Source organism: Klebsiella sp. CN_Kp106, assembly GCF_040064575.1.
GTDB classification, from domain to species: Bacteria; Pseudomonadota; Gammaproteobacteria; order Enterobacterales; family Enterobacteriaceae; genus Klebsiella; species Klebsiella michiganensis.
Genome location: NZ_JBEAIG010000048.1, coordinates 18,644 through 31,042, shown reverse-complemented (window position 1 = coordinate 31,042; position 12,399 = coordinate 18,644). Strand labels below are relative to the sequence as shown.

Below are 12,399 nucleotides of genomic sequence, written 5' to 3'. Positions count from 1 at the left end.
TTAATGCCCCTGTGCGGTAATCAGCTGACGTTTGGTCAACTGGTCGTAGATCATGACGGTTAACAGTCCTTCAGCAATGGCGATCGGGATCTGGGTCAGGCAGAAGATCCCCATAAACTTGACGATCGATCCGGTCGCGCCGGCGGTCGGATCCGGGAAGGCCACGCCGAGCTGTACGGAGGTGACAAAGTAGGTCACCAGATCCGCCAGCATCGCGCAGAGAAACACCCCGACATCGCGGCGAAGGCCCGCGCGGCAGGCCATTTTCCACACCATATAGCCGACCACCGGCCCGATTACCGCCATCGACATCCCGTTCGCGCCGAGCGTCGTCAGCCCGCCGTGCGCTAGCAGCAGCGCCTGGAACAGCAGCACGATGGCGCCAAGGATCGCCACCACGCCAGGCCCGAAGAGAATCACCGCCAGGCCGACGCCGGTCGGGTGCGAACAGCTACCGGTCACGGAAGGAATTTTCAGCGCCGAGAGGACAAAAATAAACGCCCCGCACAGCGCCAGCAGCACCTTCTGGTTGTTATCTTCCTGCACGATGCGGCGCAGGCGCACCAGCCCGTACCACAGGCAGGGTAAAAACAGCAGCCACCATGCCAGGGCCCACATCGGCGGTAAAAACCCCTCCATAATGTGCATCGCGAAAGCCTTTTCGGGTACCACTATCAGCAATAGCGCCGCAGCTAACCCGCTGAAAGACAGCTGTTTTAGCTGTTGTTCAAGTTTCATTCTGCATACTCCCACTGTTTATTGACCAGAATGGTCGAGAAATAGGGCAGCGGCTGGTCGTCGCTGACGTCACGGAGATGGCGCCAGCACTGCTCGCCCGGCAGCGTGGCTTCGGACATCATCAGCGCGGCATCCAGCAGACCGTTTTTCGCCAGCAGCGCTTTGATGCGGGGAAACCGCCCGTACACTTTCATCAGCACCAGGCTTTCATGCTGGCGCAGCGCCTGCTCGATTTCCGTTTCCGGCGCGGTGCAGGAGATCACCGCCAGCGACTGCTGCTCCATGGCCAGCGGCGTTTTTGAACGCGCGGCAATGGCGGCGAAAGAGGTGACGCCGGGAACAATCTCCAGCCACTCCGGGCTGCCGATACGCTGGAGTAAGAACACCCAGGTGCTGAACAGCATGGCGTCGCCGAGGGTAATAAACCCGACCTGCTTGCCCGCCTCCACTTCCTGCACCAGCGCGGCGGCGACCTCATCCCATACCGCCTCTTTTTCCGCGCTGTCGGCGCTCATCGGGAAATGGCAGCAGCGCACTTCGGTCCGTTCGCCGATATACTCCCGCACGATGGAGAGCGCGAGGCTGTCGCCGCCTTTACGTCCGGCGGGCGCGTAGAGAATGTCCAGCTTGCCCAGCACCCGCGCCGCGCGCACGGTGATCAGGTCGGCGGCGCCAGGGCCGGTACTCAGGGCATACAGTTTGCCGCTCATGCCGCCTCCTCCATCGCCAGGCTCAGCGCCTGCTGCAGGTGAGCGACGAACATTGCGCGCACCGCCGGATTCTCTCCCAGCCCGTTCAGCCACGGCGTCGCCGTGATACCGGCGGCGTTGAACAGCGTTTTCCAGGAGTCCTCTTCGTCCGAGGCCATATCGTTAATGGCGTGATCGCCGGCCACCAGCATCAGCGGCATCAGGTGCACGCCCTTCACCCCCTGCCAGCGCAGGCTGTCGATAAGAATATCGACTTCCGGATAGCTCTCGACCGCGCCGACCCGCGCCGGAAACCCCTTCGCCGTCATCATATGGTCCAGACAGGCGTAGGCGGCGAAAGCGTGATGGCTGGCGCCGTGGCCCATAAAGACCACCGTTTCATCGGCGGCAATCGGCGGCATCTGCTGGCGCAGCGCCTGCATCAGCTGGACATAATCATTATGGCTGCTCAGCAGCGGCGCCCCCAGCGTCAGGCGGAGGAACAGCGGGCGCAGGCTTTGCACTTCACGGACGATCTTTTCATATTCATCGCCGTTGATAATGTGCAGCGACTGAATCGCCACATCCTGGTAGCCCTGCTCGGCCAGCTTCTGCAACGCCTGCAGCGGCGTATCAATCTCGATACCGTCGCGCTGCTTGAGCTTGCGGATAATCATCCCGGAGGTGAAGGCGCGAAAGGTGTCGCGGTCCGGGCAGCTGGCCGCCAGCTCGCGCTCGCAGGCGACGATATTCTTTTCACAGGTGTCGGGATAGCTGGTGCCAAAACTGACCACCAGAAGCGCTTTTTTCATTTCGGACTCCTTAAGCAGCGGCCAGCCAGCGCGCTAAGCGCCGGGCAAAGGCAGCCTGACTTTCCAGTAATTCTTCACCGGTCACCAGCGGTGCCGGGCGCGTAATCACGATGCAGGGGATACCGGCATCCAGACAGGGTTGTACTTTTTCCTGATAGCCGCCTTCGGCGCCGGAGGCCTTAGTGATCACCACATCGGCCCGGCACTGGCGGTAGAAAGCGGCGTTGAACTCGGCGCTGAACGGCCCGCACAGGGCGAAGATCTCGCCAACGCCGAACCCCAGTCCGGCGCACTGGGCGATGACATCGGCGACCGGCAACACCCGGGCCAGCAGCGTTTTTTCGCCTAATCCCGCCCGCCAGCGCGCCAGATCTTTGCTTCCGGTGGTGAGCAGCACGCGCTGGCCGAAGCGCCGCGCCACCTCGCAGGCCTGTTCAATGCTCTCCACGGTATAGAGCAGCGGATGCGTCAGGCCGCTCAGCTGTTCAGGGCGCTGATAGCGGCTCAGCAGCACGCCGGCGGTTTCGCAGGCCCGGACGATATTGCGGCTCACCGCTTCGGCGTAGGGGTGCGAAGCATCGATCACCCAGCGGGTCCGGTTAACCTTCAGCCAGGCGATCATCTCCTCCAGCTCGAGACGCCCGCAGCGCACCTGGCCGCGAATGTCTCCCGCCAGCTGCTGGCCGGTGGGCGTCGCCACCGACAGGGTGTATTTAACCTGCGCCGCGTCAAGCTGCTGGCACAGCGCCCGCGCGTCGCTGGTTCCGCCCATCACCAGCACCTCGCCGTGGCTCACAGCACGTAGCCTCGTGGGGTGATCATCAGGCCATCCTGGATATACGTCGCTTTGTTGCCAACGATCACCAGGCTGGTCATATCGACCGGTGCAAAATCCATCTCCCCCAGGGTGGTCAGCCATTTCTCCTGTTTTTTACGTCCGGCGGACTTCACGACCCCCACCGGAGTCTGCGCGCTTTTGCTGGCCGACAGCAGCTCAAAGGCGCGCGCCAGATGGCCCTCGCGGCCGCGGCTGCGCGGATTGTAAAAACAGATCACGAAGTCGGCTTCCCCGGCGGCGACAATACGCTTTTCAATCACCGGCCACGGTGTCAGCAGGTCGCTGAGGCTGATATGGCAGAAGTCGTGCATCAGCGGCGCGCCCAGCAGCGAGGCGGCGGCGATGCTGGCGGTCATCCCCGGGATCAGGCGGACTTCCACATCCAGCTTCTGCTTGCTGACCAGCTCAAGCACCAGTCCGGCCATGCCGTAAATACCGGCGTCGCCGCTGCTGATCAGCGCCACGTTATGCCCGGCCTGCGCCAGCTCAATCGCCGCCTGGCAGCGCTCAATCTCTTTGCACATGCCGGTTTTGATCACCTGCTTATCGCCGGTAAAGGCTTTCACCAGGTGCGTGTAGGTTTTATAGCCAACGACGATTTCCGCCGCCTGCAGCGCTTCAATGGCCTCCATGGTCATCATGGACTGCGAGCCAGGGCCGATTCCGATTACGCTTAACATCAGTGTGAAACTCCCAAAGTGATAGTGACGCCCTGTTCGCGCAGGGTTTCGCCCAACAGTTGCCCATGGCTCAGCAGCCAGGCCGCCGGGCCGGATACGCTCCCCACGCCGACGGTTTTTCTGACGAACGATGAGGCGGGAAAATGGTGCTCATGCTCGCGCAGCGCATCAGCGGGAAAGGTTTCGAACGGTACGCGACAGCAGGAGGCCAGCTGAATCAGCCCCTGCTCGTGCTTCTTCAGCGTCACGCTGCCGATGGCTTTCAGCGCCAGCGGATCCAGGCGCTGCGCCTCAAGCTGGCGCGCCAGCAGCGCTGCTAACAGCGGGAATGGCGTATCGCGACGGCAGCCAATTCCGGCGACCACCCGCTGCGGCACCAGCTTCCAGTGCGGCACGGCGATGGCCGGCAGCTCGTTGCGCAGCGTGACGCAGACCAGCGCGTCCAGCTCGGGAAGCTGGTGCAGATCGGTCACGGTGATAAATCCCCGCCGGTCGCAGCGGCTGACGTCTTCATCCAGTTCGTCGTCCCACCACAGGCCGACGCGCTGCTGGCTGACCAGCATCTGGTTGACGGTTTTCACCGCCGCGCGGAAGTCGCTCATCCGGGCATTAAGCTGGAATGCCAGGGTATCCAGCGCCGCCATCTCGTTGACGTCGGTGGCGGTGGTGATCACCGGGTCGGCGCCGAGCATCCCGGCCAGATAGCGGCTGAGGGCATTCGCGCCCCCCGCGTGGCCGGAAAGCAGGCTAATAACGTGCTGGCCGCGCTCGTCAATCACCACCACCGCCGGGTCGCTGAACTTGTCATTCACCAGCGGGGCCAGTACGCGTACCGCGATCCCGGTGGCGCCGATGAAAATCAGCGCCGAATAGCTGCTGAAGGCCTCGCGCGCGGCGCTGGCAAAACCGTTTTCAAAGGGGAGAAACCCCTCTTCCAGCAGCTTCTCGCTGGTAAAGCAGGTTAACGGCAGCATCGCCGCCAGCCGTTTCGCCAGCCGCACGCCGCCAGGGGTCAGGCAGAAAAGCGCGATTGATTCAGGCTTTACGGTATTCATGGCTAAAGTCCGCCGCGTAGAGTTTTGAGTAGTGATACTCAGAGCCCAGGAAATTCCCGACCAGAATGAGCGCCGTTTTGCGGATCCCCGCCTCGCGCACCTTGTCGCCGATATCCGCCAGGGTACCGCGTACGGTCTGGCTTTCCGGCCAGGTCGCTTTGTAGATCACCGCCACCGGCGTGGTTGCCGGGTAGCCGCCTTCCATCAGGCGCTCCGCCACCCGGTGAATGCGCTGTACGGAAAGGTAAATCGCCATCGAGGTCTGGTGGCTGGCAAACGACTCAAGCTGCTCGCGCTCGGGTACCGGCGTGCGCCCTTCAAGGCGGGTAATAATCAGGCTCTGGGAGACTTCCGGGACGGTGTATTCGACGCCAAGCTCCGCCGCGGCGCCCAGAAACGCGCTGACGCCCGGCACCACCTGCCAGTCGATGCCGCGTTTGGTCAGCTCTTCGCCCTGCTCGCGGACCGAGCCGTACAGCGACACGTCCCCGGTCTGTAAACGCACCACCGTTTTCCCGGCTTTAACGCCGGCTTCCATCAGGTCGAGAATTTGCGCCAGATGCAGTTCGGCGCTGTCGTGACACTCGGCGCCGGGCGGACAGTACTCCAGCAGCGCGGTGTTTATCAGCGACCCGGCGTAGATCACCACCTGGGCCTGCTGGAGCAAGCGGTAGCCCTTGAGGGTAATCAGCTCACGGTCGCCCGGCCCTGCGCCAACGAACCACACACAACGGGGGTCAAATGTCTCAGCCATGGTTTTCTTCCTTCTGACAGGCGATAACAAAAACGGGATTATTCGGTTTGAAATAGTGGCCGCTGCCCAGCGCGGTCAGCGATGAAACGTTTAGCTGCAGGCAATCAACCTGTTCGATTCCCTTCAGCCGCAGATAGTCGAGAGCGGCGTTCAGGTTCTCCTGCAGGATAAAGGTCATCACCAGGCGACCGCCGGGGTAGAGCTGCTGCCACGACCAGTCAATGAGCTCGTCGAGGCGGCCGCCGCTGCCGCCCATAAAAATGGCGTCGGCCCGCTCGGTGATCACCATCGGCGCTTCGCCGGGCAGGATCTCAATGTTGCCGCAGGCGAAATGCTGGCGGTTTTCGTCCAGCAGCTGCAGGGCCGCGGGATTGCGTTCGACCGCCGTTACCTGCAGCGAGGGGTACTGCAGCGCCGCCTCAATCGACACGCTGCCGGTACCGGCGCCGATATCAATCAGGTGGCTTGCCCGGTGTAGCTCAAGTTTGGCCAGCGCCAGCGCGCGAACCGCCTCTTTGGTCATCGGCACCTTCTCGCCGCGCAGAAAAAGCTCATCTTTCATCGAGGATCACCACCGCGTTCATCTCATATTCGCCGTCGACCTCACTGACCGGTAGCCAGCGGATCCGCTCATTATCCATCGCCAGATTTTCGCCAATCACCATCCAGCGATACCCTTTACCCCGCGCCGCCAGCTGGGCGGCGATTTCCCGCGGCCCGCAGCGCCCGTCGGTCACCATCGCCACCTTGCGCTGGCGAGCCAGCTCATCAAAACAGACGTCCCGCCCGTGGCTGCTGGTCAGCCAGATATCGTTCATATCGATACCGGCCTTCGCGCAGAGATACTGCACCGCGCTGATGCCGGGGATAATGCGCACGCGCTCGATGCCAAAGTGGGCTATCAGCCGCGTACCGATGCCGTAAAACAGCGGGTCGCCGGAGGCCAGCACCACCACCTTCTGCGCTTCGCGTTCGCCGAGCCATACCAGCAGTTCGGCAATATTGGCGCCCAGCGCAAACCGTTCGCCGTCAAACTCTGGGAACTGCTGTAAATGCCGCTTGCCGCCCACCAGCGCGTCCGCGCTGGCGACCGCGTCCCGCGCCGCCGGCGTCATCAGATGCAGGCCTGACGGGCCCATGCCGACGACCGTTAACATGACATCTCCCGCGCAATCTCGGCGATCGGGCGATTGCTGCCGAGGACCTTGTTATCAAAGGAGAACATGATGGCGTCGCAGACGGGCGGCGTTTTGGTAAAGCGCAGCATCTGCATCACCCGCAGGCAGATGCGTTCGGCAAGATGGTGATAGATATGCTGAAAACCGTACGCGTCGATGTGCTCCATCGCCGCTTCGGTGGTATCGCATTCGCTCACCAGCTGCAGCAGCGCCAGCGGCGCGCCCAGCAGCGCCAGATGCGCGACCAGGGTTTCCATCCGCGCATCGGCGATATGGCTGTGGGTGTGGAAGATCCCGGCGGCGACTTTAATCAGCTTGCCGGGATGGCCAATCAGCACGATCTGGCGGAACCCCAGGCGCACGGCCTCTTCAATCATGTAGCCGACGAAGTTGCTCATGGTGACCACCACCTGCGAGTCGATGCCCATCTGCTCGCGTACAAAGCGCTCGCCGTGGTTGCCCGGCACCAGCACTACCCGCTCCAGCCCCGCCGCGCGCTTAATTTCCAGCTCCAGCGACAGCGAACGCTTCCAGCTCTCCTCCGACATCGGCGTCACGATACCGGTGGTGCCGATAATCGAGATGCCGCCCAGAATCCCCAGCCGCGAGTTATAGGTTTTCTGCGCCCGCGCCTCGCCTTCCGGGGCGAAAATCTCTACCGTCGCCCCGCGCGACGGGCCAATCGCCTCGCGCACCGCCGACTCGATGGTGTGGCGCGGGGTGCGGTTAATCGCCGGGCTGCCGATGGGCAGGCCGATCCCTTTGCGGGTGACCGTGCCGACGCCTTCGCCGCCGCGCAGGGTAATCTCGCCGGAATCGTCGAGCGTCACGCGGGCGAAAATCAGCATCCCGTGGGTGGCGTCAACGTCATCGCCGCCGTCTTTACGGATGGCGGCGATCGCCTGCTGCCCTTCAACGTGCGGCGACTCGACGTTAAGGCACAGAGTGACGCCGGAAGGGGTGACAATGGAGACCTGATGAATCAGATGCTGACGCATCACCATCAGCGCCGCGACCTTTGCTGCCGCCGTGGCGCAGGATCCGGTGGTATAGCCTTTGCGCAGCGCCTTGCCGTTGTGCCATACCGGGGCGTCAAAGGATTGCTCGCTCATCGCGCCCCCTGTAAGTGGTACAAAATGGCGTTGACGATGGCGGCGGCGACGTTGCTGCCGCCTTTACGACCCAGCGCGGCGATGCCCGGCAGGCCGCTCTGCGTCAGGGCCTCTTTCGACTCCGCCGCGCCGACGAAACCGACCGGCACGCCAATCACGCCGTTGGCCGCGACGTCATGCTCCAGCAGACGAAACAGCGCGGTGGGCGCATTGCCGAAAACAAACACCTTCTCGCCCTCTTCGGCGACCGCGATATCAACCGCCGCCATCGAGCGGGTCATCCCCTGCGCTTTGGCCTCCGCCACCACCCGCGGATCGCTGATATAGCAGCGGCACTCGCCGCCGAATTTCGCCAGCAGGGTTTTATTGATCCCGGACAGGGCCATGGTGGTATCGGTATAAAGCGTGCAGGGCTGGCTCAGGGCGGCGCTCAAGCGCGGAAGCACGTCGGGCGAAAACCACAGGATATCCAGCCAGTCAAAATCAGCGGTGGTGTGGATCACCCGCTTGATAATGGCTTCGTGCAGCGGGCTGGCAAAGCGGTAGTCCGGGCGGGTCTGCGCAATAATATCGCCAATAATGTCGAAGCTTTTCGCCTCAATCGCCTGCGGTTGCTGGATATAGTGCATTCATTTGTCCTCAGGCAGCGCCGACCAGCCAGTACCGGACCGCCATAAATAGCGCCAGCGCCAGGGTCGAAGACACCCACATCAGTCGAATCGTTCGGGAAATATCGTCTACGGAAATATCGCGCGTCGCGTCGCCGATCCACGGCTTCTCCACGCGCTGTCCAAAGTAATCGTTAGGGCCGCCAAGCCGGATGCCGAGCGCCCCGGCGACCGCCGCTTCCGACCAGCCGCAGTTCGGGCTGCTGTGGTTGTAGCGGTCGCGCCAGCCGATGCGCAGCGCGCGGCCGCCCGCTTCACCGCAGAGGAGAGCGGCGAGGCTGATAAGCAGCCAGCTCAGGCGGGCGGGGATAAAGTTGGCGACATCATCGAGGCGGGCGCTGACCATGCCGATGGCCCGATATTTTTCGTGCTTATAGCCGACCATCGAATCCAGGGTGTTGACCGCTTTATAGGCCATCGCCAGCGGCGCGCCGCCCAGCAGCAGAAAGAAGAGCGGCGCAATAATGCCGTCGACGGTGTTCTCCGCGACGGTTTCCACCACCGCGCGATTAATCTGCTGCGGCGCAAGCTGCGACGTGTCGCGCCCGACGATCCACGACAGCTTGATACGGCTCTCCGCCAGATCCCCCGCGCGCAGCGGGCGCTCGACGTCCCGCGCCGACTGTGCCAGGCAGCGTCCGGCCAGCACGGTGAAAATCATCCATACCTCAACCAGCCAGCCAAGCCACGGATGAATCGTCCGCGCCAGCGTCAGCACGCCCCAGCAGACGCTCCACGTTAGCCCGACCACCACCAGCCACATCACGGCGCCGCCGACGCGCAGGGCGACATCGCTGCGGCAATAGCGGCGCACGTCGCGCTGAACGGCGGCGATCAGGTTGCCTATCCAGCGCACCGGATGCGGCCAGCTCTGCGGATCGCCGATGATAAAATCGAGGAGCCAGGCAACGCCCCATGCCAGCAGCGTCATAGCGCGCTCCTTGCCGCAGCCAGCCAGTGGTTAAGCATGATGGGACGCTGCGCAAAGTGCAGGTGCAGATAGCTGGCGAACGTGTTGCCCACCTGCCAGCCGCCCGACCACTGCTGAAGGGTCATACCGTCGCGGACTTTGCGGCAGGCCAGGACCGCCGGGATCTCAGGGGTAAAATCCGAGTAGTGAAACTCATGCCCGCGCAGGGTTTCGCCGGGCGCCGCCAGCAGCGTTTGCCGCATCGCCCGCGCCTCGCAGTAGCCAAAGCGGGTAAGCCGTTTGCCCATCTTGCTGTGGCCGGGAATCAGATTGGCCATCGGATAGATGTCGCCGCTGGCGTCTTCAAGGGTGCTGCCGAGATACATCAAACCGCCGCACTCGGCGTAAATCGCCACGCCGCGCCGGTGCACCTCCCGCAGCTGCGCCAGCATCGACGAATTGGCCGCCAGCCCGGCGGCATGAATTTCCGGATAGCCGCCGCCGAGCCAAATCATCTGGCACGGCGGAAGCTCGCTATCGCGCAGCGGGCTGAAGCGCACGATATTCACCCCGCAGCGTTCAAGCAGCGTAAGGTTATCCGGGTAGTAAAAGTTGAAGGCTTCGTCGTCGGCCAGCGCCAGCGTCAGGCCCGTGCCGGCGTCGGGCGACGGCAGCGGGGGCCACTCCCCGGCGGGTAGGGCGGTGAGCTGGCTAAGAGCCAGGAGCCGTTCAATATCCAGCGTTTGCGCCAGCGTTTGGGCAAAATCGCGCCACGGCTGCTGATTGACCAGCGACTCGCGGGCGGTGACCAGCCCCAGATGGCGTTCAGGTAACGCCACCCCTTCCACTCGCGGTACGTAGCCGAGCACCGGCAGCCCGCAATAGCGTTCAATGGCGCCTTTGAGAAGCTGATAATGGGATTCGCTGTTGACGCGATTGACGATAACGCCGGCGATATTCAGGCTGGGGTCGAAGTGTTGAAATCCCATCACCGTGGCGGCGATAGAGGTGGAAACCGCTTTGCCATCTACCAGCAAAATGACCGGACAGCCGAGCTGTTTAGCCATCGCGGCGGTGCTGCAGTAGCCAGGGTCGGTACCGAAGCCGTCATACAGTCCCATCACGCCCTCAATGACCGCGATATCCGCCCGCTGCATCCGTTCGCAAAACAGCGCATTGAGCACCGGTTCCGGGAGCATAAAGCTGTCGAGGTTGCGGGAAGCGACGCCGCTGACGGCGGTGTGCCAGCCGGTATCGAGGTAGTCCGGGCCGACTTTGCAGGGCTGAACCCGCATACCGCGCTGCTTCAACAGGCTGAGCAGACCAAGCGTAACGGTGGTTTTACCACAACCGCTGCCGGTACCTGCGAGAATAAATGCGTGCTGCCTGGCTGCCATACCCCGATCCTGTGCCGGGTGGTAGGGCTGCGTGCATTCCCAGTCTTTCGACTGTACGCATCTGAGCAACCCACTTCCCACCGAAGTTGTTGATTGTTACCGACAGGCAGGTCTTCTGGCTTAGCGTCGTCCTCTCCCATCCTTCCCAATCCGCTAAGCAGATCAGTGGCTAAATATGGGTTCGTCAGCATCACAGCAGCGGGGGCTGCGGGGGATTCACACCCCCTTCCCTGGCGCCTGTCGGTTTAGTCCGTCATGATTCGAGCGGGACTGCCCGGCTCGCATGATTTCCGGAATATCTTACGGAAGCTGGATGGCTCCCGTCGTGTTTAATTTTTAATTACCAAGGCCGTTTCATTACGCCGATGGCGCGCTGAAAGCCATTTCAGATATCACTCTATCCCATCAAATAAATAAAAACTGGTGCAGCTTATCGTTCTCTCATTATTATTTTGTTGCGCTATGACAATTTATTGCTCTGAATGAGATATTTTCATTTTAGAATGAGCCAGATACAAGGGCATATCAAAAATCGGCAATAACAAAATATTGTCATTTAAAATGACTCAGTTTGTGATCTGGCGTTAATTTGCTGGCGATAGGCCTGCGGAGTGACCTGATAAGCCTGGCGAAAAACTTTGCAAAAATAGCTGGTTTGCGAAAATCCTAAATTCCGCGCAATGCTGGCGATGCTCCAGTCGCTGTGGCAAAGCAGCTCTTTGGCGCTCACCATCCGCTGATGGTTCACCCACGCGTTAAAACCGATACCCTGATATTTTTTAAATAGCTTACTGAAGTAATAGGGGCTGAGATAAACGTGGGCGGCGACGTCTTCCAGGCGAAGCTCATCGGATAAATGGGCGTCAATGTAGCGCAGCGCTTTCTTCATTTTGCTGTCGTGAGGGCTGGCGACCCGGCTGGCGCGCGTGGGTTCCGGCTGCTGGGGATTATCTTTAATCACCACAAAGTTGAGCTGCTTTTTCAGGCAGTTCTCGACGATCAGCTTCAGTAAATCCGCGGAGGCAATCACTCTGGAGTAGTCCATCTCCGGCACGTCGCGGAATGCGTTGAGCAGCTCGGGGTCCGCCTGCCAGCCGTCGTCCACGTTGAGGATATCCACCAGTTCTACATCGTTGCTTAAGCGCACCTGCCCGCATAGCACGAAGCCCACAAGGTGCCCGGCGATAACCAGAGGAATGGAAAAATCAGTTAACCCGGCGTGGCAGCGGTAGATACAGAGCTGATCGGTTTTTGACGCCTCGAGGCCGCCGCAGCGGTCGCTCATCCGGCAGCGGGTGCTGTGCTGAGGGTGCTGGCGCATCAGCTGGCAGAAAGGGGTGAAGTTAAACAGTTCAGATATTTCATCACCGTGAATATTGACAACCACAACCGCCAGACTGGTGGCCTGCGCAAAATCCTGTGCGATTTTATTAATGAGTTCTGAGTTCAGTGTGCTCGCAGAAATCATGATAAAACCTCTCAGTTAATTTTTTGTTATAAATAAAACATTTCTTTAATATTCACTTCCTTTCATCATCATTTACCGCCAACGATAAAAGAATATTACG

Annotated in this window: 14 protein-coding genes and 1 riboswitch; all 14 genes read right to left on the bottom strand. The window is 61.3% G+C overall.

Translation table 11 applies throughout. The features are described 5' to 3' along the window. Positions 1 to 738, bottom strand: coding sequence for a cobalt ECF transporter S component CbiM (gene cbiM / locus ABLU96_RS14450; RefSeq protein WP_046876765.1), 738 nt, complete (start codon positions 736 to 738; stop codon positions 1 to 3). Beyond that, positions 735 to 1,448: a cobalt-factor II C(20)-methyltransferase gene (locus ABLU96_RS14445; RefSeq protein WP_032751062.1), complete on the bottom strand. Its 714-nt coding sequence runs from the start codon at positions 1,446 to 1,448 to the stop codon at positions 735 to 737. The genes cbiM and ABLU96_RS14445 overlap by 4 nt, the downstream gene beginning before the upstream one ends. Beyond that, positions 1,445 to 2,239 carry a sirohydrochlorin cobaltochelatase gene (locus ABLU96_RS14440; RefSeq protein WP_064404152.1) on the bottom strand — a complete coding sequence of 265 codons (795 nt, stop codon included), beginning with the start codon at positions 2,237 to 2,239 and terminating at the stop codon, positions 1,445 to 1,447. Before ABLU96_RS14440 ends, ABLU96_RS14445 begins: the two co-directional genes overlap by 4 nt. 10 nt (positions 2,240 to 2,249) lie before the next feature. Further along, positions 2,250 to 3,035, bottom strand: coding sequence for a cobalt-precorrin-6A reductase (locus ABLU96_RS14435; RefSeq protein ID WP_064404154.1), 786 nt, complete (start codon positions 3,033 to 3,035; stop codon positions 2,250 to 2,252). Next, a complete protein-coding gene (locus ABLU96_RS14430; protein WP_004105101.1) occupies positions 3,032 to 3,757 on the bottom strand; it encodes a precorrin-3B C(17)-methyltransferase in 726 nt (241 codons plus the stop codon). The genes ABLU96_RS14435 and ABLU96_RS14430 overlap by 4 nt, the downstream gene beginning before the upstream one ends. Beyond that, the gene (gene cbiG / locus ABLU96_RS14425; protein WP_014226630.1) at positions 3,757 to 4,812 is read right to left on the bottom strand and encodes a cobalt-precorrin 5A hydrolase; all 1,056 of its coding nucleotides are present in this window, start codon (positions 4,810 to 4,812) and stop codon (positions 3,757 to 3,759) included. The genes ABLU96_RS14430 and cbiG overlap by 1 nt, the downstream gene beginning before the upstream one ends. Continuing rightward, entirely contained in the window at positions 4,793 to 5,566 is a 774-nt protein-coding gene (locus tag ABLU96_RS14420) for a cobalt-precorrin-4 methyltransferase (protein WP_014226631.1), read from the bottom strand. Before ABLU96_RS14420 ends, cbiG begins: the two co-directional genes overlap by 20 nt. Continuing rightward, positions 5,559 to 6,128: a decarboxylating cobalt-precorrin-6B (C(15))-methyltransferase gene (locus ABLU96_RS14415; protein WP_014839401.1), complete on the bottom strand. Its 570-nt coding sequence runs from the start codon at positions 6,126 to 6,128 to the stop codon at positions 5,559 to 5,561. Before ABLU96_RS14415 ends, ABLU96_RS14420 begins: the two co-directional genes overlap by 8 nt. Next, on the bottom strand, positions 6,118 to 6,723 hold the full coding sequence (locus ABLU96_RS14410) for a cobalt-precorrin-7 (C(5))-methyltransferase (RefSeq protein WP_025107434.1): 606 nt from the start codon (positions 6,721 to 6,723) through the stop codon (positions 6,118 to 6,120). The genes ABLU96_RS14415 and ABLU96_RS14410 overlap by 11 nt, the downstream gene beginning before the upstream one ends. Beyond that, positions 6,717 to 7,856, bottom strand: a complete 1,140-nt coding sequence (gene cbiD / locus ABLU96_RS14405; RefSeq protein WP_064404156.1) for a cobalt-precorrin-5B (C(1))-methyltransferase CbiD — start codon at positions 7,854 to 7,856, stop codon at positions 6,717 to 6,719. Before cbiD ends, ABLU96_RS14410 begins: the two co-directional genes overlap by 7 nt. Then, the gene (locus ABLU96_RS14400; RefSeq protein WP_046876761.1) at positions 7,853 to 8,485 is read right to left on the bottom strand and encodes a cobalt-precorrin-8 methylmutase; all 633 of its coding nucleotides are present in this window, start codon (positions 8,483 to 8,485) and stop codon (positions 7,853 to 7,855) included. Before ABLU96_RS14400 ends, cbiD begins: the two co-directional genes overlap by 4 nt. Before the next feature lie 10 nt (positions 8,486 to 8,495). Beyond that, the gene (gene cbiB, locus ABLU96_RS14395; RefSeq protein WP_025107432.1) at positions 8,496 to 9,455 is read right to left on the bottom strand and encodes an adenosylcobinamide-phosphate synthase CbiB; all 960 of its coding nucleotides are present in this window, start codon (positions 9,453 to 9,455) and stop codon (positions 8,496 to 8,498) included. Continuing rightward, a complete protein-coding gene (locus tag ABLU96_RS14390) occupies positions 9,452 to 10,831 on the bottom strand; it encodes a cobyrinate a,c-diamide synthase (RefSeq protein WP_348862569.1) in 1,380 nt (459 codons plus the stop codon). The genes cbiB and ABLU96_RS14390 overlap by 4 nt, the downstream gene beginning before the upstream one ends. 87 nt (positions 10,832 to 10,918) lie before the next feature. Then, positions 10,919 to 11,087, bottom strand: a riboswitch (cobalamin riboswitch). A gap of 300 nt (positions 11,088 to 11,387) precedes the next feature. Next, positions 11,388 to 12,299 (bottom strand): regulatory protein PocR, encoded by a 912-nt coding sequence (pocR, locus tag ABLU96_RS14385; protein ID WP_025107430.1) that lies wholly within the window; start codon positions 12,297 to 12,299, stop codon positions 11,388 to 11,390. Positions 12,300 to 12,399 lie beyond the last annotated feature (100 nt).

Bases quoted from the DNA above. Each gene is read 5' to 3' on its own strand.
- ABLU96_RS14445 (WP_032751062.1), bottom strand. From the start codon at position 1,448: ATGAGCGGCAAACTGTATGCCCTGAGTACCGGCCCTGGCGCCGCCGAC.
- cbiM (WP_046876765.1), bottom strand. From the start codon at position 738: ATGAAACTTGAACAACAGCTAAAACAGCTGTCTTTCAGCGGGTTAGCT.
- ABLU96_RS14400 (WP_046876761.1), bottom strand. From the start codon at position 8,485: ATGCACTATATCCAGCAACCGCAGGCGATTGAGGCGAAAAGCTTCGAC.
- ABLU96_RS14430 (WP_004105101.1), bottom strand. From the start codon at position 3,757: ATGTTAAGCGTAATCGGAATCGGCCCTGGCTCGCAGTCCATGATGACC.
- ABLU96_RS14390 (WP_348862569.1), bottom strand. From the start codon at position 10,831: ATGGCAGCCAGGCAGCACGCATTTATTCTCGCAGGTACCGGCAGCGGT.
- cbiB (WP_025107432.1), bottom strand. From the start codon at position 9,455: ATGACGCTGCTGGCATGGGGCGTTGCCTGGCTCCTCGATTTTATCATC.
- cbiD (WP_064404156.1), bottom strand. From the start codon at position 7,856: ATGAGCGAGCAATCCTTTGACGCCCCGGTATGGCACAACGGCAAGGCG.
- ABLU96_RS14410 (WP_025107434.1), bottom strand. From the start codon at position 6,723: ATGTTAACGGTCGTCGGCATGGGCCCGTCAGGCCTGCATCTGATGACG.
- ABLU96_RS14415 (WP_014839401.1), bottom strand. From the start codon at position 6,128: ATGAAAGATGAGCTTTTTCTGCGCGGCGAGAAGGTGCCGATGACCAAA.
- ABLU96_RS14420 (WP_014226631.1), bottom strand. From the start codon at position 5,566: ATGGCTGAGACATTTGACCCCCGTTGTGTGTGGTTCGTTGGCGCAGGG.
- ABLU96_RS14440 (WP_064404152.1), bottom strand. From the start codon at position 2,239: ATGAAAAAAGCGCTTCTGGTGGTCAGTTTTGGCACCAGCTATCCCGAC.
- pocR (WP_025107430.1), bottom strand. From the start codon at position 12,299: ATGATTTCTGCGAGCACACTGAACTCAGAACTCATTAATAAAATCGCA.
- cbiG (WP_014226630.1), bottom strand. From the start codon at position 4,812: ATGAATACCGTAAAGCCTGAATCAATCGCGCTTTTCTGCCTGACCCCT.